This window comes from Prevotella sp. oral taxon 475, from assembly GCF_018127805.1.
GTDB lineage: Bacteria > Bacteroidota > Bacteroidia > Bacteroidales > Bacteroidaceae > Prevotella.
In genome coordinates, this window is record NZ_CP072334.1 from 2,504,894 (window position 1) to 2,527,046 (window position 22,153).

At 51.2% G+C, this 22,153-nt stretch carries 15 protein-coding genes; 2 read left to right on the forward strand and 13 right to left on the reverse strand.

Going from position 1 to position 22,153, the window contains the following annotated elements; translation table 11 throughout:
• Positions 1 to 227: 227 nt before the first annotated feature.
• The 11 genes from J5A66_RS09970 to J5A66_RS10020 all read right to left on the reverse strand — a co-directional run bounded on the left by J5A66_RS09970 (position 228) and on the right by J5A66_RS10020 (position 18,357).
• Positions 228 to 1,691, reverse strand: a complete 1,464-nt coding sequence (locus J5A66_RS09970; protein WP_211790436.1) for a lipopolysaccharide biosynthesis protein — start codon at positions 1,689 to 1,691, stop codon at positions 228 to 230.
• 241 nt (positions 1,692 to 1,932) lie between these two features.
• Entirely contained in the window at positions 1,933 to 3,165 is a 1,233-nt protein-coding gene (locus J5A66_RS09975; RefSeq protein WP_211790437.1) for a nucleoside recognition domain-containing protein, read from the reverse strand.
• Between the two features lie 103 nt (positions 3,166 to 3,268).
• A complete protein-coding gene (locus J5A66_RS09980) occupies positions 3,269 to 5,764 on the reverse strand; it encodes a zinc-dependent metalloprotease (RefSeq protein ID WP_211791510.1) in 2,496 nt (831 codons plus the stop codon).
• 467 nt (positions 5,765 to 6,231) lie between these two features.
• A complete protein-coding gene (locus J5A66_RS09985; RefSeq protein WP_211790438.1) occupies positions 6,232 to 7,146 on the reverse strand; it encodes a hypothetical protein in 915 nt (304 codons plus the stop codon).
• A 47-nt stretch (positions 7,147 to 7,193) separates the two neighbouring features.
• Positions 7,194 to 7,694, reverse strand: a complete 501-nt coding sequence (locus J5A66_RS09990; RefSeq protein WP_211790439.1) for a T9SS type A sorting domain-containing protein — start codon at positions 7,692 to 7,694, stop codon at positions 7,194 to 7,196.
• 72 nt (positions 7,695 to 7,766) lie between these two features.
• Positions 7,767 to 8,654, reverse strand: a complete 888-nt coding sequence (locus tag J5A66_RS09995; protein WP_211790440.1) for a ChaN family lipoprotein — start codon at positions 8,652 to 8,654, stop codon at positions 7,767 to 7,769.
• Positions 8,651 to 11,506 carry a M16 family metallopeptidase gene (locus J5A66_RS10000; protein WP_249109968.1) on the reverse strand — a complete coding sequence of 952 codons (2,856 nt, stop codon included), beginning with the start codon at positions 11,504 to 11,506 and terminating at the stop codon, positions 8,651 to 8,653. Before J5A66_RS10000 ends, J5A66_RS09995 begins: the two co-directional genes overlap by 4 nt.
• A 6-nt stretch (positions 11,507 to 11,512) precedes the next feature.
• Positions 11,513 to 12,736 (reverse strand): DUF4929 family protein, encoded by a 1,224-nt coding sequence (locus tag J5A66_RS10005; RefSeq protein WP_211790441.1) that lies wholly within the window; start codon positions 12,734 to 12,736, stop codon positions 11,513 to 11,515.
• A gap of 237 nt (positions 12,737 to 12,973) precedes the next feature.
• Entirely contained in the window at positions 12,974 to 14,359 is a 1,386-nt protein-coding gene (locus J5A66_RS10010; RefSeq protein ID WP_211790442.1) for a RagB/SusD family nutrient uptake outer membrane protein, read from the reverse strand.
• Positions 14,360 to 14,373: 14 nt separating this feature from the next.
• Complete coding sequence (locus tag J5A66_RS10015; RefSeq protein ID WP_211790443.1) at positions 14,374 to 17,424, reverse strand: SusC/RagA family TonB-linked outer membrane protein; 3,051 nt, start codon at positions 17,422 to 17,424, stop codon at positions 14,374 to 14,376.
• Between the two features lie 36 nt (positions 17,425 to 17,460).
• A complete protein-coding gene (locus J5A66_RS10020) occupies positions 17,461 to 18,357 on the reverse strand; it encodes a sirohydrochlorin chelatase (protein ID WP_211790444.1) in 897 nt (298 codons plus the stop codon).
• A 166-nt stretch (positions 18,358 to 18,523) separates the two neighbouring features.
• Here J5A66_RS10020 and J5A66_RS10025 point away from each other — a divergent pair, with 166 nt between their 5' ends.
• The gene (locus J5A66_RS10025) at positions 18,524 to 18,670 is read left to right on the forward strand and encodes a hypothetical protein (protein WP_211790445.1); all 147 of its coding nucleotides are present in this window, start codon (positions 18,524 to 18,526) and stop codon (positions 18,668 to 18,670) included.
• A 113-nt stretch (positions 18,671 to 18,783) separates the two neighbouring features.
• Here the strand turns inward: J5A66_RS10025 and J5A66_RS10030 are convergent, their stop codons facing one another.
• Together J5A66_RS10030 and J5A66_RS10035 are read right to left on the reverse strand one after the other, a co-directional pair.
• A complete protein-coding gene (locus tag J5A66_RS10030; RefSeq protein WP_211790446.1) occupies positions 18,784 to 19,338 on the reverse strand; it encodes a sugar O-acetyltransferase in 555 nt (184 codons plus the stop codon).
• A gap of 355 nt (positions 19,339 to 19,693) precedes the next feature.
• Positions 19,694 to 20,107, reverse strand: a complete 414-nt coding sequence (locus J5A66_RS10035; RefSeq protein WP_211790447.1) for an Hsp20/alpha crystallin family protein — start codon at positions 20,105 to 20,107, stop codon at positions 19,694 to 19,696.
• Between the two features lie 542 nt (positions 20,108 to 20,649).
• Here J5A66_RS10035 and J5A66_RS10040 point away from each other — a divergent pair.
• Positions 20,650 to 22,104: a lipase family protein gene (locus J5A66_RS10040; RefSeq protein ID WP_249109969.1), complete on the forward strand. Its 1,455-nt coding sequence runs from the start codon at positions 20,650 to 20,652 to the stop codon at positions 22,102 to 22,104.
• The last annotated feature ends 49 nt before the right edge of the window (positions 22,105 to 22,153 follow it).

A 22,153-nucleotide genomic window follows, 5' to 3' on the forward strand; every position in this document is an offset into this window, starting at 1 on the left:
GTCTTCACTCCTTCCACTCCTCCACTTCTTTCACTCCTGGATTTGTCTTCATTCCTTTCACTCCTCCACTCCTTTCACTCCTGGATTTGTCTTCACTCCTTCCACTCCTCCACTTCTTTCACTCCTGGATTTGTCTTCACTCCTTTCACTCCTTCACTTCTTTCACTCCTGGATTTGTCTTCACTCCTTTCACTCCTCCACTTCTTTCACTCCTAAAAATATCTTCTTCAATTCCTCCTCCTCAGATCCCATTTCACAAAATGCGCCACGAACAAAAGGATGAGTGCCGTGTTAGCTACGAGTGCCCAAAGGGTGGACAAATGTCGATTGGTATAGCCCATCAGGAAATAGAAAAAGGCAGCGATCGCCACATAAACAGCGATGCTCTTCAACGGATAAGCAATGGGATATTTACGCTGACCCACCACATAACTCAGCACCATAGCCGTTGCATAGCCGGCGAATCCGGCCCAAGCGCAAGCCATATAGCCATAACGTGGCACAAAAAGAAGGTTCACTGCCACGAGCACCGCACAGCCGATGCCCGAGAAATAGGCCCCCCAGATAGTTTTATCGATGAGTTTATACCAGAACGAGAGATTGAAATACACGCCCATCATCAGTTCGGCCGCCATCACGATAGGCACCACTCGCAGTCCGTCCCAATAGTCGCGACCGATGATATGACGCAAGATGTCCATATATCCCACCACCACCAAGAAAGCCAACAGCGTAAAGATGATAAAATACTTCATTGCTTTAGCATAAGTTTCCCGGTTATCTTGGTCTTTGGCCTTACTGAAAACGAAAGGTTCATAAGCATAACGGAAAGCCTGAGTAATCATCGCCATGATCATCGCAATCTTGCTGGCAGCCCCATAAATGCCCAATTGTGCATGCGCATCGTCCCCTTTGTAGATATAGGGAAAGAGGATTTTGTCGGCCGTTTGATTCAAGATACCGGCGATTCCGAGTATCAAGATAGGCATGCTATACGAGAGCATACGCCGCAGAAGCTGCCTGTCGAAGACGTATCGGAAGCCCGTCAGCTCCTTATAAAAGAAGAAAGTGATGGTAGCCGTGCAAGCCAAGTTGATGTAAAAGGCATATCCTGCGCCGACAGAAGGGTCGTAAACCCGTCCGATCACCTCGGGATAACTCCTGTAAAGAGCCGGAAAGACGAGGAAAAACAACAGGTTGAGCGCAATGTTGAGCACGATAAAGAGCAGTTTGAGGGCTGCAAACTTCATCGGTCTTTTCTGATAACGCAGATAAGCAAAGGGAATACACTGAAAAGCATCTATGGCAACCACCATCGCCATGACCCAAACGTAAGACGGATGACTGCCGTAGCCCATCGCCGAAGAGAGCGGCGAGAGGAACAACAGCACCAAAACGACGAACACTATCGACGTGGTCCCCACCGAAAGCAGAATGGTGGAATAGACCTTCGTGGGGTTTTCGCCGCTCTTATTGGCAAAACGGAAGAACGTAGTCTCCATTCCATAGGTCAGAACAACGAGCAGCAACGCCGTGTAGGCATAGATATTGGTGATGACGCCATAGCCGCCACTGGCCGCTGTGAGAGCATCGGTGTAGAGCGGAACGAGCAGATAGTTGAGGAATCTGCCTATAATGCTACTCATTCCATAGATGGCGGTATCTTTCGCCAGTGATTTTAAGTTTGCCATTGTTGCAGGATAAGGGTTGAAAAGGGAGGATCGGCGGTTGCAGAATAAGGAAATCGAACACCGCACCTATCTCTCTGATTATCAGTTTCTTACAAACTACATTTCAAAAGCTTAGCTTTTGCAAGCCATTTTCTTAGCTTTTGGAAGGCGTTTTCTTAGCTTTTGCACGCCGAAAGCTTAGCTCTTGCCCATCGGTCTGTCGATTTTACTGCGTTGACCATCATGATTCACGTGTTGGTTGCTAAGCAAAGAAGAGATAACAGATGCCGATAGCCGCCACCACACCGGCCAGATCGGCCAGCAGTCCGCAAGCCACGGCATGGCGAGTGTGGCGTATTCCCACACTGCCGAAGTAGACAGCCAACACATAAAACGTTGTGTCGGTGCTGCCTTGGAAGATGCAACTGAGTCGACCTACAAAAGAATCGGCCCCGTATGTGGTCATGGTGTCGATCATAATGCCCCGTGCGCCGGCTCCGGAAAGCGGTTTCATCAAGGCCGTGGGCAAAGCTTCCACGAAGTCGGTGCTACCTCCGCAGACGGCCACCGCCCAGCGAATGCCGCCCACCACGAGGTCCATCGCGCCCGATGCACGAAAAACGGCCACGCCTACGAGTATCGCCACGAGATAGGGAATGATGCGAACGGCCGTCTGAAAACCCTCTTTCGCCCCCTCGATAAAGGTGTCGTAGACGTTGATACGCCGCCATACGCCCGCCAGAATAAAGGCCACGATGATGCTCATCAGTAGGATATTGGCCACGCTGGTGCTGAAAAGGTTGATCTGCTGCTTGTCCATCTGGCCGAATCCCCAGATGATGGCACTCACCATCGCACAGGCTCCCAACAACGCGAAGAGCACTTTGAGGTTGAGAAGGTTGATTTTCTGATAAATCGAAGTCACCACAATACCGGCCAAAGTGGAGAAAAATGTGGCCAACAAGATGGGAATAAAGATGTCGGTAGGTTGTTCTGCACCCAACTGTGCACGATAGGCCATGATGCTGACCGGTATCAATGTGAGACCCGATGTGTTGAGAACCAGGAACATGATCATCGGGTTGCTGGCCGTATCTTTCTTCCGATTGAGGGTTTGCAGCTGCTCCATGGCTTTCAGTCCCAAAGGCGTGGCGGCGTTATCCAGGCCTAACATATTGGCTGCGATGTTCATAAAGATACTGCCCGTTACGGGATGACCCTTCGGAACATCGGGGAACAATCGCGAGAAAACCGGACTTAATCCTCGGGCCAGGGCGTTGATCACGCCTCCTCGTTCGCCTATTTTCATCACTCCGAGCCAAAGCGAGAGGATGCCCGTTAGTCCGATGGAGATTTCAAAGGCCTTTTTCGACATTTCGAAGGTGCCGTCCATCATCGCGGGAAATACCGTTGCGTCGCCCATCAGCACGAGTCTGAACAATGCTACAACAAAGGCAATGATGAAAAAAGAAATCCAAATATAATTGAGAACCATCTTCTTGCTGTTTTGCTGTTAGGGAAAATGAACTGAGGAGTCAAAGAGTGAAGGATGTGTCTTCACTCCTTTCACTCCTCAACTCCTTCACGTCTAAATTCCCTCAGTTCACCTTTGTTCTTCTGTCTTTAATCAGTTGGATCTGCTGCAATAAGTCTTTGATGTGCAAAGCCTGAATTCCCGAAGCCGCAGACATCTGCCCTTTCAAATAATTCTCCAGCTTATCAAGATGCGCAGCCACATAAAGCAACGCGTCGCTGTTATAAGCCGCAGCACTGCGACCTGCCTTATCTTTCTCCGTTGGGTTGAGCAATCGATTCAGATTCTCCACATACTGCCGTTGTAAAGCTCGCCGCGTGATGTTCTTCATCTCGTCGGCCGCATTGGCAGAAGTCCATACTTGCGCAAAGAGATCATTCAGATAGTCGGGCAAACGATAGGCCTTTGCCGAGCGTTGCGAGTCGTTATAAATAGTATTGAGCATGGCAGCCGTCATCGTTACGTCCAAAACCGACTTCTGAAGTGTGTTGAGTTCGCCCTGAACATCAATGCCCGTCTTCTCCGTTATCGCCATGGGGTAGAGCCAAAGCGGAGCATCGAACACCTGTCGGCCCAGATATTCGAGAGCCTCCTTCTGCTTCTTGGCCGGTGCTATCTCGTAAGGAGCTCGTCCAGGCAGGTTGTTGAGGTATCGTCCGCCTAAGTTTTTCATCACATGCCGCATGTAACGGGTAAACTGTTGACGAACGTTGGCATACATTTCTCTAAGATGATCGTACCGTCCGTTGGTTTGTTGCGTCCACACGGGCAAGCCAGCCACCACACGTTTGAGGTTTTTCACCCCATAGTCGCTGGCTTTTACATTGTCGTCGCCCAAGTCTTCGGTTTGCGCACGCGGGTCTTCGTTCTTGCCTTCGCCGCCGAACCACAAGCGCGGATTTTGCGAAAGGATAGCCGTCGTCTCGGTCATGAGCTTCTCTTTCTCCTCAAACTCATCTTTAAATTCAGGTCGATACTGATAGCCCCACTTAATGGCCCACTTGTCGTAGTCGTTGATTCGGGGGAAGAGACCTTGCTCTCCGATGTGGTCTTCGGGCTGAGCCACGTAGTTGAATCGGGCATAATCCATGATCGAAGCCGTGTGTCCGTGTTTCTCCACCCAAGCCTTATCGCGTAGTTTCTCAACAGGCGTAGCGTGACTGGCGCCCATATTGTGACGAAGGCCCAAAGTATGGCCCACCTCGTGCGAGGAAACAAAACGGATCAGCTGCCCCATCAGCTTCTCATCGAAGTCCATTTGCTGCGCACGTCTGTCCAATGGACCGCACTGCGTCATGTACCACTTCGTCAAAAGGTTCATCACATTGTGATACCAACAGATGTGACTCTCGATGATTTCGCCGCTACGAGGATCTTTTACATGAGGTCCGTAAGCATTCTCGGCCTCCGAAGGCAAGTAGCGCAGCACGCAATAGCGAGCGTCGTCCAGGCTCATGGTCGGGTCGTTGGGCCACTCTTTGCCCACGATAGCATTCTTAAAGCCGGCCGCTTCGAAAGCAACGTTCCAGTCATTGATACCTTTTATCAGATAGGGCACCCACTTCTTGGGCGTGGCCGGGTCGATATAATAGACAATAGGTTGAACGGGCTCCACCAGTTCACCGCGCAAATACCTCTTGACATCTTTCGGAACCAGTCGGTAACGCGAGATAAACAACTCGCGTTGACTTTTGTGTTGCCGGTCGGAGAAGAGCGTCAGAGGCGTTGTGAAATAGCCTACGCGCTCGTCCCACAGTCTTCTTCGCATCGGTTCTTTGGGCAACACGACGATAGAAGTATTCAGAGCGAGCGTCAAACTCCCCGTGCCCGATGCCCGTGACGTACCAATCGTGGCACCATAGGTGCGTGTCGTCATCACCTCCACATTGATCGGATAAGTCTTGATGGTGTCTACAAAGGTGCGATCGGTCTGTTGTCCGCTCAACTTAGCTTTGGTTGCAATCCGTTTATTGATGCCGACGATGTTGTTGTCTCGCACAAAAAACGAGGTCACATCAATGAGATTCATCCCCGGATGAGGGTTTTTACCGATGACAGGAAAGGCTGCCACGATAGGATCGGCCGTGCTTTGCTTGAGCGTTTGGTAAATGCGGTCGTTCGAATTGGCCTCTTGTGTGCGCACGAAAGCCCTGAGCAGCATCGTCTTCTCGTCGCGTTTCTCGAAGTAGACGGTCTCATCGTTCACCTTCTCTCCACTGAAAACGCCGAAACCTTGCGGCACACTGGCAAAGCGGGTCACAGCCAAGAGATAACGACCGATGAGCGAATCGGGCACCTCGAAATACCATTTATCTTTGATATGCCGAACGGTGAACAAACCTTTCACCACCGTTCCGCTGTCTTTCATCAATTTTTCATACTCGTTTTCCTTTTTCTTCGCCTCGACAGCAGGTGCTTTTTTCGCGCCCGCACTGTCTGTTTTGGTCGTCTGGGCCGTCGTATCGTTCTGTGCCACCGACTCTTTTACGCTCCCGGCATAAGCCGAACAAGCCAGAACCACTACCGAAAACGCCACCGCCCACTTCTTGTTGATATGCATCATATTGCCTTTTTTAAGTCTAAAAACGATTTCCTTGCGCACAGCCATCTCTGTCCGCGGCGTCTTTCTGCTCACACCATCACGGCCGGAAATGCCCCATAGTCCCTTCATCAACCAACCGAAGGCCTTCCGCCAAACATAAAAGTGTTGTTCACCTTATCTAAAAGGAGAAGACAAAAGACGTGCAAAGATAATGATTTTCGGTCGAATTTCTCCACCTGTCGCCCATAAAACGCCTCCTTCCCGTCCCTCTCTTCCCTCACCTTTCGTCCTCTCTTTCCATCTGCTTTCAACCATTTGGTAGTCAAGCCCTTAGAAAAGCACGTTGCGAAAGCTAAGAAAACGCAGGCTAAAAGCTAAGAAAATGAAATGCAAAAGCTAAGAAAACGCTGTGCGTTTTCTTAGCTTTTGTCGTGTAACCCCAGGTCTATCGATGAGCGAAGACCGACATAGGGCACAAAGAATCGTTATTCGGCCACTACCGGACGAATAGAATCGCCGCAGCGACAGTTCTCGCCATTGGTGTAGTAAACATCATCATTGTCGAACGTCAGACTGCAAGCATAGTCTTTATCCTCTCCAAACAGGATGGAAGAGAAGTAATATCCGCCGTATCCGGCATATCTTACAGCCTTCGTATTGTCGTATCGAGAACCCGCACAAGGCAGAAACAGACCTTTGGAAAGGTCTTCCGAGGTCAGTGCTTTAGGGAATCGAATCGTCATGGGAAACTCTCCCTCGCCCGGTTCGGTCACCAAATAGCCGTAGATGCGGTTGGTTCCGTCTACGATGACGTAGCCAAACTGCCACTTTCCGCGCTGTGCCAGGTCTTGAATCTCGGTATAACGCGGCAGTCGATACTGGCCCTTGGTGGCCCAATAGGCAATGTCGCCAAAGGTGGCTTGAGAGAAATCGGTGGTCTCATTCAAGAATTGATCGTCCGTATACATCTTTCCGGCGATGTCTTTCTTCGTCGTATTTCCATACACCGCAGCCGAATAGGTGAGCGCATTGCTGCCGCAGACGCCGAAGTTGAAGTGGTCTATCTGGTCGTCGGCCTGCATAATGGTGTGGTTATAGGCCTCGGTCGAGTTTCGATGAATCCCGTAACGGGGTTTGAAATAGTCCCACTGATGGTCGGCTATCTTCCATGTGCCCTTGTCGTATTGCAAGTTTCCCGTGGCCCACTTCACTCCGAAGAGAGTGACATACTGCGTGGTCGACTGCGAAGAACCGCTCGTTTCGAAGCTGATGCCTTCGATGTCGTCGGCCGGAATCTCCACCACCTCGCCTCCTTTTTTGGCGATTTTCATCTTGTAGGTTTGTGCAGAAAGGGTGGTAAAGGTGAAAGAAAGGATGAAAGCGTATAGATATTTTTTCATTTTCGTTGTTGTTTTAAGTTGTGAATCACTGCGTTTGTTCTCGTCGATTATTGATTGTTAACGGCCACTTTCAGGTTGCCGGCCGGCGTGCAGAGCACATAGATGCCGGAAGGACTGGCAGAAAGGTCGATGTCGAGCCGCCCGTCGGCCGACGAACGACCCTTGAACACCTCTCGACCGTCTATCGTCACTACGCGGACAGCTGCTCCGGCGGAGAGTCCACTCAGGCGAATGTGCCCCTCGGAAAAGTCTGTCTGCGGCTTGCCGGCACGCTGTTCGGTCGGTGTAGAGAGGCCCGTCGTCGTGCTTTCCACGCTGAACGTGTAGCGAACCACGTCTGCCAAGGCCGCCGTAATACTCTTCCCGGCAGTAGAAGCAGTCATGTTTCCGCCCGAAAAGGAAAGTTGAGGCTTGGCAGAAAGAGCAAATTCAGCCTTCGTTCCGTCGCGAAGTTCGATGCAAAAGAACTTCACTGCCTCGGCCGCTCGCATGCTGAAAGGCGTGAGAAGCCAACCGAGCAAAAGTAAATAAATCAGTTTTCTGTTCATTTTTGTTGATTTTATAAATTGAAATAGAATATTTTGATGCATTGAAAAAAGAGAGCTTGGGCAACCATCGCTTTAGTAAGACATGCTCATGTCTTCGGGCACGCAGATGTAAAAGTCGGCCAAGCTCTTGTAATCAGGCTCCAGTCGCGACACGTCTTCTTGCCGCACAGCCCGCAAGGTCTTGATGGTGGTGCCCGGACGGTAACGTAACAAATAGGGAATAATGCCTTCCCGCTGGTCTGAATGATAGCTGCCGTTGATGTGCAGCATCTTTCCGCGTAGATTTTTTGAGATATGCCAGGCCATCGTGGCATCTTTCAAGGCCTGGGCTTGGGCCATTCGTTCGGGATTGGCTTCTTTATTCTTACCCATCAGTCCCATCAAAGCGAATCCTGAGGTTGCGTTCGCATTGGCAACATAGGGTATCGGCAACGGCGGAAGATAGCTCTTGGCCTCCGCCGACAACGAATCGAGATACGCCCAGCCACGGTTCTTCACCACATTGGCATACCGTCGCGGCACGTTCGTCGCTATGAGACGCACGTTTTGCTCCTTCAGAAAGGTCACAAGCGGAGCGTAGTCGGTGCTGTAGTTGGGCCAAAGGCGCATCTCGGCTTCAAAACGATCAGACGAAATCACACCGTGCATATACTCATCGAGTATCAACTGATTGTCGGCTTCGAACATTTCCATGCCCACCGCTAAGTCTTGACCGTGCATTCGGTACAGATCTTCGAGCAATTTCAGCTCCAACCAATGGGTCATGGCACAGTTGTGCATCTCGCCAAAGAAGACAACGTCGGGCAAAGCGAGCGCTTTCACCAACGTTTGATAAGAGATCTCCCGACCGTTGGCATCGAACAGCCGATAAGCCACAGGCGTTTTCTGTGCCCATATCAGATGGATGGGCAGCAGCAACAGAGAGAGCAAGAGGGGTTTGAAAAGAGAGAAGGGTTTCATTTCTTGGTTTTATAAAGTAAGATTCTGCTTTCCCAGCGCAGTTTTTCGGCAAACGCGCGGCACACCTCTTCGGGAGTGATGGCGTTGAGACAAGCAGTGTAGTGGTCGAAGTCGGCCAATTGTTCGCCGTTCCTCACCAACGAGGTGAGTGTCGTTTTCCATTCAGAGGGCGATTTGTCGGATAGCATCCTACGTTTCGTCACGATAAACGAGCGTTTCATCTTCTCCAACTCGGCCATCGGTACGGGATGGCACTGCAAATCGGTAACGATAGCGTGCAAAAGAGTCTCTGCTCGCTCGCGATTGTCGGGCTTTACCGATACCGTCAGCCTGAAATGGAACTTCTGTTGCGGACATCCGCTGTAGTAAAGATCGGCATACGGCGAGTAAACAATGTTCTCTTGCTCGCGCAATACACTGAGCAGACGATCTTGTAGCAGGTCTCGCATGAGCTTCAATTGAAGAGATGAGCGCAGCGAAGGGGCATAATGGCCTGCAAACACATAGTTGAGCACGAGCCGTTCGTCGTTCTCGTCGTAGAAAGTCTCTGTGTAGGGCGCACTGTTGGGCTGAAACGGCACCTCCGAAAAGCAGAAAGCATCGGGCAAAGGCTTCATCCTGGCAAACGTAGCCACAGCTATCGGCACCACATGGGCGACATTGAAATTGCCGGTAAGGATGAGTGTGAGTTGCGAAGGGTCGACAAACAGCCGCCGATAATAAGAAGTGAGCGTGTCGAGACAGAGCTCGTCGATGTCTTTAGACGAGAGAGGCATCGCCGTTGGACCGTCTATATCGCCCACAAGAGAGTCGATTCGATTAGCGATCAGTCTGTCTGCGTCATGCAGCATCATACGTTCGAGCAACGTTTGCTTACCGATGCTCTCGCTTTCGGCCTGTCTTGCCTCCTCGAAGTCGGTGAGATGGGTGCCCGGACGGCACATTTTTTCGTATACAAGGTTGAAAAGTTGCTGTGCGTTCTCTGCCGGGGCAGATGCCAAAACCTGGTGCCAATAACGGTCTTCGCCCACTGCCATGGAGAGCTGAAGCCTGCTCATAACGGCCAAAAGAGTGTCGGCAGCCACCCGTTCAAGGCCATTCATGTCGACATAACTCACGGCATCGTGATATCGTTTGGCTTCTTCGGGGCTTAAATCGGCCGTTCCTCCGCGTCCGATAGCCGTGAGAAAGATGGTTTTCTCTTCTTCTTTCGTAGGTTTTACAAGCAGCGTTATGCCGTTGCGAAGCCGCAGTTCCTGCACGTCAAGGTCTGTGTATACGGTGCGATGGGTCACTTCTTCGTCGGCGGGAGCATGCTTCTGGGCGATGCACGACGGTATTTCTACCGGCAATTCTTCGTTCTTAACGGCGTGGAACACATATTTTTGCAGTTCCCGAGTTTGCCCTTTGCGCCATGCTTGTTGAACATCTGCCGCTGTAAGACCGTCTTTTTGCGATACGTCGGAACAGGTATAGGCCAGCAAACAGGTGTTTTGCAGGCACCGTAACAACGATTTGAGTCGAGATTGAAGCTGCCGATTGGTGGTGGCGAGCAAGCCTTTGCGCACCGCTGCCACGTTTTTGGGCGAAGAAAGGTGGCGATCTCCGGCGGTGATATAGTCGATCAGGTCTTCGCAAAGATCGGCAGAGAGCCGCTGTGTGGTGTCAGATTCGAGTCTTTGCAGCCTACTATGAATGGCCATTTCCAGTTCTCCGGGGCAGAATCCGCTGGCTAAAACCCGTTTCATCTCGGCCGAAACAGCTGTAATTCGTTGAAGAAGTTGCCGTTGATCGGGAGCCGAAAAGGCCATGACAAAGTGATTCTTGTCGGCCAGATACCATTGATCGGTTACATCGCAATCCGTCTTCATGGCACGCAAACGGTTGGAAAGACAGATGGAAAGCACGTCGGAACGCTGTTTCTCAATAGCCTTTTCGATACCGTTTTCCACCGTTGTGGGATGCGGAACAATGATTTCCAGCTTGCAACCGCGCTGCAAACTATCGTTCACCGCCTGCCATTGCACTCCCTTTCCATAGTGTAAGGGATAGACCGGGGCTGTTTTTAGAAGTCCGGAGGGCACCGATGACAGGCATCTTCGCAGCTTTTGGAGCGTCGCCGCTGCGTCTACGTTGCCTACGATCACAACGGTGGCCAACTGCGGAACATACCATTGCCGATAGAAATCTCGCAACGTGGCACTGTCGATGCGGTCAATGTCGTCCTCATTGCCCAGCGGCATGCGACGCCCATACCGTCCTCGACCGATCTTCAGACCGTAAAAATCGTCGCCAGTGCTGTATCCTCGCAATTCCTCGAGGATGACTCCGCGTTCTTTTTTCACTCTTTCCGACTCGAAGGCGATGCCGCAGAGCCAGTCTTTGATGGCCAAGAACGTAGTATCGAGCACACCATCGTCGGTCTTTTCCAAAGGAACGGAGAGCCAATAGATGGTGCGGTCGAAACCGGTAAAGGCGTTAATGTCTCGCCCGAACTTCATTCCCAGACGCTCGAAGTAGTCGACCATCGACCGTCCGGGGAAGTGTTGCGTACCGATAAAGGCACTATGCTCCAGGAAATGGGCAGCTCCTTTCTGCCGTTCGTTCTCCATGAGCGACCCAACCCGCATCACCAGTCGCACCTCGACGTTGTGTTTGGGTGCTGCATTGGGCAGAATGAGATAGCGAAGCCCATTCTCGAGCCTTCCCTCCACCGTACCTACGGGCAGCGAAATCGGTGTTTCGGAGCCGCCGGGACGCAGTTTTGAAGGGGCACCCAACAGCCCTGCCGGCATCACCACAGCCACAAGAAACAGCCAAAGGCGGCGAACGATGTGTCGCATCCTACTCATCGCCCGTTATTTGTGCATCGTATAGGTGACACGCACTTGCTCATAGTCGTTGGCAGCATCGAAATCCCAGGGGAAAACGAACGTCATCGTCCCCTTCGAGAAGTCGAAATGACCCTTGGGCTCTATCCAATTGGAGGGTGTCTTGCCGAAAGTGTCGCGACTGACATCGCTAAGGGCGAGCCAACGCTTGGGATCTATCGAGCCGCCGGCTTTGAGAAACTCGTCGGTTACCTGATAACCCACCAACTTTCCGTTCTCCTTCACGTAGACCGTTGCCCCTTTATCGCGCAACTCTTTCACCCTTTCCCAAGCCGAAAAGCGATAGACAAAGGGCAGAGCCGTGATCATATCGTCGTAGATATCGGGCTGTTGAACGAGGAATTCCACTTTTCCGGTAGACGGAACGAGCCGGATGCTGTCGAGCGTCATGCTGAACTGCTCTTTGGACGCATCGTATTGGATGGCCTGAACGATAGCACTGCCATAGGGTTGCTGGAGAAAGAACTCGGTGTCTTCCACCGTTTTGCGTTTCAGCACGTCGTAGAAGAACGAGGTAAGCCCCATCGGATTGTCCACCATCTTTAACACCGGCGTATCGGCCGTGGCCTTTTCGCTGAGCGTGATGATGCTAAAGCCCTTGAAGGTTTTCTGCGGCTCGCCGTTGAAATAGCTCTCTTTGTCTTCGGTGTTGAACAAAACCGTAGCCTCGACAGCCACCTTTCCGAGCAGAGAAGTGAGGTCGAAGCCGTATTTTTGTTGGTATCCGGCAATGAGTTGCAGCTGCGCAGGGGTTAAGGCCGGTATGTCCGAGTCGGGCTTAACGGTGATTTTCACGCCTTCATCGGCCGCTTTTATCTGAGGGTTGGACGTATGGCCAACCGTCAGCGTGATGATTCTGGGCACCGAGAGGGCGTGCTTTGCGTTAGACAACACCTTGACGGTGGCCTCTTTCTGGCCGGCTTTGAAGGTGAGGGTTTTGTGGTCTAAGCGCACGATGTCTCCCTCGTTGCCCGCCAAAACGAGCTCAATGGTTTCGTCTTTACTGGGCGCAAAGGCCATCAACACGTTGAGTGTGATGCCCTGCGCATCGTCTTCGGACATGAATGCATTGCCTACCACAGAGAGAGCAACGCCATTTGTCATCTGTACATCGTCTTTGTTGTCGTTGCCGCAGGCTGCTGCCAGGAAAGCAACAACGGCCAACAGGAGAGTTGTTTTTATGAACTTCATTTCGATTTATTTTTATGTTGTACTTGATCTTTCTAACTTCCGTATTCTATTTTCTTAGCTTTTGCAGGCCATTTTCTTAGTTTTTGGCGTGCGTTTTCTTAGCTTTTGGGTTGCATTTTCTTAGCTTTTGCAACACGCTTTCTAAACGTTTGATTTTCAACTGTTTAGAAGTAGACATCCCAACGCGGGCAAAAAACCGCCTCGGTGCTGCTTCGAAGGGCTTTGGAGTGGGGAGCTTCACTTGTTCATCGCCCAGCCCGCGTTCTGCGTAACGTTGTCATTGAAGCGATATTCGGAGCTGGGGATGGGGAAGGTCCACCGATAATCGTCGACAGTGATGCGGGCGTTGAAGGCTCCACCCCACTGCGAGAGTCGGTCGAGCGGGTGTCGACGGGTGCGCTTCAGGTCGAAGAAAGCCACGCCCTCGCCCACAAATTCGCGCTGCTTATCGGTCAGAATGCGCTCCAACAAACTGTCGGCAGTGATGCCCAGGGGGGCTTCCGGCACACCCACCAGTTGCCAATAGTGGTTCATCAGGCTGCGAGCTGCCTCCACATCGCCCTGCCGACAGAGGGCCTCGGCTGCGATGTAATAGGCTCCGGCGTAACGAAAAGTGTTGATATAGGAGGAGGTTCGGCCCTCTTTGTTCATCTTGTTATACTTGCCCAACAGGTTTCGCAGATTGCCGTTCATCGTCATCGGATAGACCCAATAGGCTTTTCGCAGGTCGGAAGCCGCGAAATGGAGGGCGGGATTGAGGGCGAAATAGTCGCCATCGGTAGGCGAATATTGTATCGCAGCATAGACCTGGGCGGTGGTGTTGAAAGCAAAGATCCGACCTTTGTAGGTGTCGTTCTGCCAAAGACGGGCCAATGCGTCGGCGGTGAAATAGGCATCGCTGCCCCGACTGATGACTTGCTGTGCGTAACGAGCGGCTTCGGCATAGTCGGATGCATAGAGGGCGAGGTCGGCCAGGAGGTATTTCACGGCCGTTGTAGAGAGCCATCCATTGCGATCGGGGTTGTTTTCTACGGCTTCTGCCTCGGTGAGCAACTGTCGAATGGCGGCCACGCAGGTGCGGATGGACGAGCGGCGGTTGGTTTCAAGACCTAAAAAGTTTTTCAGAATCACGCCGTCTCCATCGGGATTCAGACTGTAGGCCGGGGCAAAAATCTGCAAAAGCCGGAAATAACACAGGGCCTTCAGGGTCTTGACTTCGGCCTCTATCAGGGCCTTCTCTTCGGCATCGGCGGCTTTTGGCGTGACTACGTTCGACAGTCGCTCGAGCAAAGCGTCGCAGGAAGCAATGGTGTTGTAGTAAGAAAGCCACACGGTGGGGGCCAGTTTCCCGATCTCTTTCTCCTGCCAATTGTAGAGATTCAACAGAGAAACGTCTTTGATGGAGACGGAAGTGGGGCAGAAATCGCTGCCAAGCACCGAGAACTCGTATTCGTAATGCGGGTAAGACAGATAGGCAGAAGACAGCAACGAACGAGCATTCTCTACATTGGTGATGGCAGAGGGATCGGAAAACTGATCTTGCGGAGGGATGTTGAGCGAGCAAGAAGCCAGTATGGCTGTCGTTACACCTATTATATATATATGGATTCGTTGGAATAACATGCAGCACAATGGGGTTAAAAAGTGAGGTTGAGGTGAAAGGTGAAGATGGGTTGAACCGTTCCTGCCAGCGTGCCACTTTCGGGATCGGACTCCTTATAAGCCGTCCATGTATAGAGATTGGAACCTTGCAAGCCTACATTGGCATACTGCACAAAGGGCAACACGCGATGAAGCACCGCCGCAGGAAGGCGATAACGCAACGAAAGGCTCGATAGTTTCAAGTAATTACTGTTGCCCACGGTGCGCGAATTGGGGTAGAGAGCAAGGTTTTCTTCGGCGATGGTCTGCGTGTAAAACGGCGTCCAGTATTCTTTATTTTCGTCTCCACGCTTCAACCACATTCGTTTCGTCTGCCCGGCAACGGCATTGTAGTGGGCGTTGTCTCGATTTCTGACATACTGATAGTTGAATCGTTGCTTGCCGCCGAGCACATAATAGAAAGAGATGTCGAAGTCGAACGAGCGGTAAGACCAACTTGCGTTGAGGCTTCCGCTGTAAGGCGGTGTGAGATGTCCGAGCGAGACGAGGTCGTTTCGGGTGAGGGGCTCGGTGGCTTGCTTCTCTTTTCCGTCGGAAGTGAGGAACACCGGATAGCCCGTTAGCGGATTGATACCCAGCGAATGGGCTCCGTATATCATGTCATAAGCCTTTCCCGTCTCGTAACTGGGCATGAGCGACTGCTCGTCGAGATAGAGTTTATCGGTGTAATAAAGGCTCAACACTTTGTTTTCGTTATAAGAAAGGTTGGCACCAAGACGGAGTCGGCAGTCGTAAGTGTCGATTATCCGCGCATTCAAGCCCACTTCTATACCTCGGTTTTGCAGCACGCCGATATTCCGTTTGAGGGTAGAGAAACCCGTACTTGTGGGTATCGGCACATCGAGCAAGGCTTGTTCGGTGCGCCGATTGTACCAGTTCACGTCGAAAGAGATGCGTTTCCAAAGTTCCATCGACAGTCCGATGTCGGTGGCTTTGTTCTGTTCGGCCTTCAAATCCTTGTTGTAGAGCGAGAGAAGAGAGAGCGAACGACTCGTTTCATAAGCCTGTTCGGAGAAAGAAAAGGTGCCGACGGTGTTCGAAACACTCACTCCGCTGAGGTTGGCCGTTACGCCATACGAAGCTTTCAGGTTGAGATGGGTAAGGGTTTTGTTGCCTTTCAGCCATCCATAGTTCGTGGGAGTCCATCCGATACCTGCAGCCCAAGCTCTGTTCCACCGCTTATCGGCGGGCAAGATGGAAGAGGCGTCGGCCTTATAGGTAAGATAGAAGTCGTAGATTTCATTGAATGTGTAGCCGGCAACAGCCCCAATGCCCAACTGTGCGTTCTTATCTCGCGGGTTTCTTACCTCTGGTTGTCGATAGCCATGCAGCGAACGATTGATGGCTGATGGGGCATCGACATTCCCAACGCCGTAACCGGTGATGCCCACCGCATCGTATTGAAATCTGTAAAAGTCGATATTGGCTCCGAGTGTGAGGTCGTGCAGTTGGGAGAAGATGTGATTATAGGTTGCACGAAGGTTGCTCGAGAGATTGATGGTAGTAGACTTCGTTCGGCTATAGATGCCTCTTGCCAGGGTCAGAACGCCCGTTTTGGCCTCCGAATAAGAAGAGGCCGGTGTGAATTGGTGGTTCTCTCCGGCGGAGAAATCCAGTCCACCGACATAAGCAAGAGTAAGTCCGGAGATCGGAGTAAGGGTCAAATTGACGCTCGCTCCTGCTTCTTTGTCGCTGGTATCGGCTTGATACTGATGCGTAAGATCGTCGTATGTGCGGTTGGGATAGGAATAAAGCTCGCCCGTTTTTCGTTCATAAGGATTGAGATTGTAGACCAACGAAGTAGGATCGAAGCTTGTTCCGTTGGGTGTTTCTGCCTTAGCATAACCTCCATTGACGCCTAACATGAGATAACCCATCTTTCCCAGCTGTTGGTCTAAGCTCATTCTGAGCCCGAAACGCCGTTTGTTGTTGCCCTCGATTCGGCCTCCTTGATAGGTATAATTGCCCGAAACATAATACGTAGTAGCCCCGTTTCCGCCCTTCAGGCTGAGGTTCTGCTTTTGATACACGCTGTTGTGAATGAGCTCTTTGAACCAATCGGTGTGGATATTTCTCAGCTCTTCAAGTCGACGTTCTCCCTCGGCGATGAGTCGTTCCTTATCGGGATCGGTGGAATGGAAGCGTTCATAGTAGTCGCGGCTATAGCGATAGCCCGGCGTAGCGGGGTTTTGGAGCAGTCGTTCGAGCTCCAATTTCTCGGCCGAATCCATCATTTTGATACCCCTTCGACCGGTAGAAGTAACGCCAACATCGAGCCCATAGGTCACCGTCATTCGTCCATGATAGCCACGTTGCGAAGCAATCTCGAGCACACCGTTGGCTGCTTTGATGCCATAAAGAGCACAAGCGGCGGCATCTTTGAGCACTTTGATGCTGCTGATGTCCTGCGGATTGAGATTATAAAACGTCTCGGCAGAGATGATTTGCCCATCGAGCACGTACAAAGGCTCGTTCGCCTCGTTGCCACGGCGCAGCGAAGAGTTGCCGCGGATGCGTATTTTGGGCGTAGAACCCAGTTCGCCGGTGTTGACAACGTTCAGTCCTGCCACCATGCCCTGTAAGGCTAAGCCGAGGTCGATCATAGGTTTGTCGGTGAGTCGTTTCATGTCTACGCTCTCCACCACCCCCGCCTTGGCGCGCAGGTCGATAGCATTGATATTGCTTTTGGCCCTTACCACCACTTCGCCCAGTCGGTTAGCATTCTCTTCGAGCTGAACGTTGAGTTGTCCGGAGCGGTCGAATCGAACATGGCGCGTGGCATATCCGATGTATGAAAACACGAGATCGGTTCCTCGTCGCCATGTTCCGCTGAGTTGATAACGGCCGTCTGCGTTTGTCACGGTCATGACTTTGCTGCCGTTCACCTTGACGCTCACGCCCACGAGAGGCTCGTTTTTCGCATCGGTGACATAGCCGAACACTCTGCTTTCCTGCGCAACGACACGGTACGACGCCGCCCAAAGCAGCACCGCCACAAGGCAAACGACTCTTAAGGCCCTCTTCATCTGTATGTCTTTTTGGATGAACGTCCTCACCAAACACTACCGTGCACTGTGCAACCACTGTGCGGTTTGTTCCACCACCCAGTTGGTTACGAGGTCGGAAGAGGCCGGAAGGATGCCCTCATTGCTGTAAACGATCTCCACACCGCGGGTCTTTACCAAGTCAGCTTGCCGTTCCTGCATCTTGTGACGGTCGGCCATGCGCTTCACATCCGACGTGAGATAGATGCCTTGAACAAAGATGCGCTTCTTCGTTTGAGCCGCTTTTTCAAGCAGTGGCATGAGTTCGTTGCCGAAGTTATGCCCCATTTCGATAAGTTCGCTGTCGACGTATGTCACGCCGCAATTTTCCTTTACATATTTAGAAACATTGCCTAAGAGCGATTTCCAAAAGCCGATGCGCTCTTCATCGCCATGTGCCAGGAAGATGACAGCCTCGTTAGCAGCATCTTTCGAGAAAGATTTGACACGTTGCGCCATCACCTTTTCCAGCACATAACTATAATAAAAGGTGGGCCCGAGCACGATAGGCAGCTTGCTTTTCACCATCTCCGTTTTCTCCTCGGCCAGTTCTTCGCGCACATAGGGATTGTATTTCCAACCCAAAATGTTGGGCAAATCCTCCTCGGTGTGGCCCGACGGGGCGATGAACAGCGGCAGAGCGAAGATAGAATCGACACCTTGTGCCTCGCAATCTTTCACCACCGAGGCCACCGACGGTTCGGTATATTCCATCAAAGCCACGCGAACATAGTCGATACCCTTTAGTTTGGCCGCCTTGATTTGATTGCGAACAGAGGTTTCGAGTTCGAGAACGGGCTTGCGCCAGCTCTCCATCGGCGACCCGTGTGCGATGACAACAAGGGCGTTTTTGGCCTCGGCCACGCTCACCGCAGCGCACAAAAAGAGAATCGAAAACAGTATTTTCTTCATCATTGTCTATACTTTTAGTTGTTATTCTTTTTCGTTTATCCTGTGTATACAAGCGCTTATGAGAGGCGTGCGCTTGTGTTCGGCTCAAGACCTGTTGCATCTTGACCAACCGACAAAAAGCATCTATTCAACAGAAGACTCTTTAAAAATCGTTTCGATGTGCAAAATTATGAAGAAGCAACAAGTCACACAATACCCAATAATGGGGATATTTGAAATCTTCCGCCCGGCGATCATCCCCTATCTGCTACTCCCATCCAAGCCCAACACGGCCAGACTGATTGCCAAAGCTAAGAAAACGCGATGCGAAAGCTAAGAAAATGAAGTGCCAAAGCTAAGAAAACGGCATGCGTTTTCTTAGCTTTGGCAAGGCTCTTTGTAAGTGGCTGAAAATAAATAGGTTGCCAAGAAGCTTCGAACCGAGAAGCCTCACGCCAGTCGTTTCTTCACCACGGCGGGGTTTCCGGCAGCCATACAGTCGTCGGGAACATCGCGTATCACCACCGAACCGGCTGCGATGATGCACCGCCGGCCAATGGTGACGCCGGGACAAACCACCACGCCGCCGCCCAACCACGTGTCGTCGCCGATGGTTATAGGGAAAGCCGTCTCTCGTGGCTCTCTTCTCTGCCGATAGTCGATGGGATGCTGGGGCGTGAAAAGCTGGCAATGCGGCCCAATCTTAACGTGATGGCCGATGGTGACGAAAGCTTCGTCGAGCACCACGCAACCATAATTGATGAAAGAATGTTCGCCCATGCGGATGCCATGCCCGTGATCGCAGGTGAAAGGCGGGCAAATCTCCGACGAGGCGGGTAGCCCCGGCACGAGCTCTTCTATCATTTCACGATAGCCTTCGTCAACACTACTGATGCGGTTGAGCCTGGCACACAGCTTCTTGGCATGCACAAAACTGGCCCGAATCTCGGCATCGGCAAAGGCATAGGCCTCCCTACTGCGCATCTTTTCCATTTCTGTTTTCATCGTTTTCTTGTTTTGAGATGTTGCAAAAATAAGAAAACTTCTGCATTCGCTCCTTCTCTTCACAACAAGAAAACAGCCCGCTCCGCCGTCGCTTGCGTCTATCCGGAAGACAAAAACCAGGGAAATAAACGAAAATAGGCGGCACCTCCCGGCACCGCCTATCCCTGTTCACTCTCTCAAGAGTTACTTCTTCCAAATAAAAACTAAATATCTATCAAACTTCTATGTTTCTTTTCAGCCTCTTGCAGAGGGCCTCCGCCGACCCGGGCAACCCTCTAACGAACGTTACCGGGCTAAATGGTGGCATTACAGACCTATGCAGACAGCTTTCTGTTCGAGGCAAAACGCTCGATGATTAGTCAATCTCGATGGGGCGGAACAGCTTCTGCTCTTCTTTCTTCACCTTGGGAAGATCTACCCTAAGAACGCCATCGTTCACGCGGGCGGCAATGCCTTCGCGGTCGACATCTTCGGGCAGGAGCAACGTTTGCTCGTATTTCGAGTAGCTAAACTCCCGACGCAGATAGTGTGTCTTCTCGTTTTCCTCTTTCACTTCGTTCTTTTGCTCCATCTTGATGGTTAGATTTCCATCTTCGTTGACGTGCACTTGGAAGTCTTCTTTCCGCAAACCGGGAGCGGCCAGCTCCACAATATATTGCGTTTCGTTTTCCATCACGTTGATGGCAGGTGCCGTTGCGTTGGTGCGTTGCATCAGACCATTGGTGAGAAAATCGTCGAACACTTCGGGTAACCAAGAATTTTTACGCATAACTGGTAACATCATTTAATCTCCTATCTTTTAAATTATTGTTTTATTTTTTGTCTTCACACCTCTGCTTTCACTTCGGTGTTCGCAGATCTATTCACAAGTTTTGTACCAACCCCTTATCGGCTGACATTTTGTCGCTCATGTCTGACAAAACGTCAGATTCATAAATAAAAGCCCCTCTCCCACCGCCCGCATTCCCATCTCTTAGCTTTTGGGGTGCATTTTCTTAGCTTTCGCCCTGCGTTTCCTTAGCTTTTGAGGTGCAAAAGCTAAGAGATGGGAAATGCACCTGATAAGTTATTGATTATCAATGGCGTATAAACGCAGAGGAAACCGTCCCCATCGGAATGCCCCAAAGAGCCCCCGTCAAGGGGAATGATACCGAAGCGTTTGCCCGATTTTCAACGGTTTGTTTGCAAAATTCAAGAAAAATTCGGACCTTTGCCTTGAAATCGGGCCGCACTCCTCCATCGCTTGCAAAGAGAGGCGGGCTCTCTGTGTTTTCAATTGGAATCTAATCGACAGAGATCAACATAAAATGAATGAACCTTATAGAAATGAATAAGACTTTTGTAAAAGAGCCTCATCGCCTGCTTTGCGTGGCGGTAGCGATGTTTCTGAGCGTTTCTGCCGGGGCACAACGCGACTTTTCGTCTATCCATACCGGTATCCATGCCTCAGATATCAGGGTGATCGAAAGCGGCGTGAAGCCCTTCCCGACTCCTCAAAAACCTGCGGGCACGCGGGCAAACAGCTTCGACGACGACAACAAAGATCATCACGCCTCGACCGGATGGGGCTTGGACTATGAGTATTATCGATACACCTATCCCAGTATCAATGCCAAAGGCGAAGCCATCACACTGACTGCCTTGGCCGCTATGCCCACTAATTATTCTGTTCCGATCAACAATATCATCCTGGGATGCCATATTACCATCACCGATAACAAAAGCACACCCTCGGAATATATCACCAGCGGCGACTGGCAAAGCGATGTTGGCATGCTCGTGATGCACGCTAAAAGCAAGAGTGCCTCTCACTTGGCCTACAATTGCTTGGTGATTCTGCCCGACTATCAGGGGTATGGGCTAACACGAGACCAGGCACATCCTTATCTGGCACAAGAAATCACCGCCCGACAAAGCGTGGACGCTCTGCGCTATGGCATCGAACTGTATAAAACCAGTAAGAAAAACCGCGCCAAAATTAGAGATAACTGGAAGACGATCTGTATCGGTTATTCGCAAGGAGGGGCCGTAGCAATGGCCTGTCAGCGATTTATCGAGACCAACTTCTTGGATCAAGACTTGCACTTGGGCGGGTCGGTGTGCGGCGACGGACCTTATGATCCTATCGCCACGCTGCGAACTTATCTCTCCGAAGACAAAGTGTATATGCCTGTGGCTCTGCCGTTGATTATCAAAGGTATGCTCGACTATAATCCTTATATGAGGAAATATGCCCTCAAAGACTTTTTCACGCAGCAGTTTCTCGACACCGGCATTCTCGACTGGATAGAGAAAAAGGAGAAAAACACGACCGACATACAAAAGGAACTCAAAAAGCTATATTCCTTTCAGAAAGACAGCAAGGGCGAATATATCAAGGTGTCCGAGATATTCCAGCCCGATGCGTTTGCCTTGATGACAAAAAAGATAAAGGGAGAGGCCACGGAGAAGAATCCGAAATGCGACGATCTCTACACGGCTCTGACCGTGAACAACCTGACGGAAGGCTGGAAACCGCAATATCCCGTTTATCTTTTCCACTCGAAAGTGGACGAGGTGGTGCCCATCAGCAATGCCGAAAGTGCCTACGAAAAGCTGAGAACAGACCGCCGTCCCGACCTCGTGAAACGCACTTATCTGGACAAAGGCAACCACACCGACAACGGAACGGCCTTTTACTTCAGCTGGTGGGGCAAATGTTATGAGGAAAAAGCCGTAGAGGCTATTGCCGGTGGAGAAGACGCTTGGCGAAAGTTCACCCCCTAAGCCACATCTAACAAATATGGCTATCGACAATCATCAACATAGAAACGAC

Excerpts from the sequence above, each read along its gene's own strand:
- J5A66_RS10025 (WP_211790445.1), top strand. The coding sequence starts at position 18,524 with ATGAAGAAGCAACAAGTCACACAATACCCAATAATGGGGATATTTGAA.
- J5A66_RS10005 (WP_211790441.1), bottom strand. The coding sequence starts at position 12,736 with ATGAAGTTCATAAAAACAACTCTCCTGTTGGCCGTTGTTGCTTTCCTG.
- J5A66_RS10035 (WP_211790447.1), bottom strand. The coding sequence starts at position 20,107 with ATGCGTAAAAATTCTTGGTTACCCGAAGTGTTCGACGATTTTCTCACC.
- J5A66_RS09985 (WP_211790438.1), bottom strand. The coding sequence starts at position 7,146 with ATGAAAAAATATCTATACGCTTTCATCCTTTCTTTCACCTTTACCACC.
- J5A66_RS10000 (WP_249109968.1), bottom strand. The coding sequence starts at position 11,506 with ATGAGTAGGATGCGACACATCGTTCGCCGCCTTTGGCTGTTTCTTGTG.
- J5A66_RS09970 (WP_211790436.1), bottom strand. The coding sequence starts at position 1,691 with ATGGCAAACTTAAAATCACTGGCGAAAGATACCGCCATCTATGGAATG.
- J5A66_RS10040 (WP_249109969.1), top strand. The coding sequence starts at position 20,650 with ATGAACCTTATAGAAATGAATAAGACTTTTGTAAAAGAGCCTCATCGC.
- J5A66_RS10030 (WP_211790446.1), bottom strand. The coding sequence starts at position 19,338 with ATGAAAACAGAAATGGAAAAGATGCGCAGTAGGGAGGCCTATGCCTTT.
- J5A66_RS09975 (WP_211790437.1), bottom strand. The coding sequence starts at position 3,165 with ATGGTTCTCAATTATATTTGGATTTCTTTTTTCATCATTGCCTTTGTT.
- J5A66_RS10010 (WP_211790442.1), bottom strand. The coding sequence starts at position 14,359 with ATGTTATTCCAACGAATCCATATATATATAATAGGTGTAACGACAGCC.
- J5A66_RS09990 (WP_211790439.1), bottom strand. The coding sequence starts at position 7,694 with ATGAACAGAAAACTGATTTATTTACTTTTGCTCGGTTGGCTTCTCACG.
- J5A66_RS10020 (WP_211790444.1), bottom strand. The coding sequence starts at position 18,357 with ATGATGAAGAAAATACTGTTTTCGATTCTCTTTTTGTGCGCTGCGGTG.
- J5A66_RS09995 (WP_211790440.1), bottom strand. The coding sequence starts at position 8,654 with ATGAAACCCTTCTCTCTTTTCAAACCCCTCTTGCTCTCTCTGTTGCTG.
- J5A66_RS10015 (WP_211790443.1), bottom strand. The coding sequence starts at position 17,424 with ATGAAGAGGGCCTTAAGAGTCGTTTGCCTTGTGGCGGTGCTGCTTTGG.
- J5A66_RS09980 (WP_211791510.1), bottom strand. The coding sequence starts at position 5,764 with ATGCATATCAACAAGAAGTGGGCGGTGGCGTTTTCGGTAGTGGTTCTG.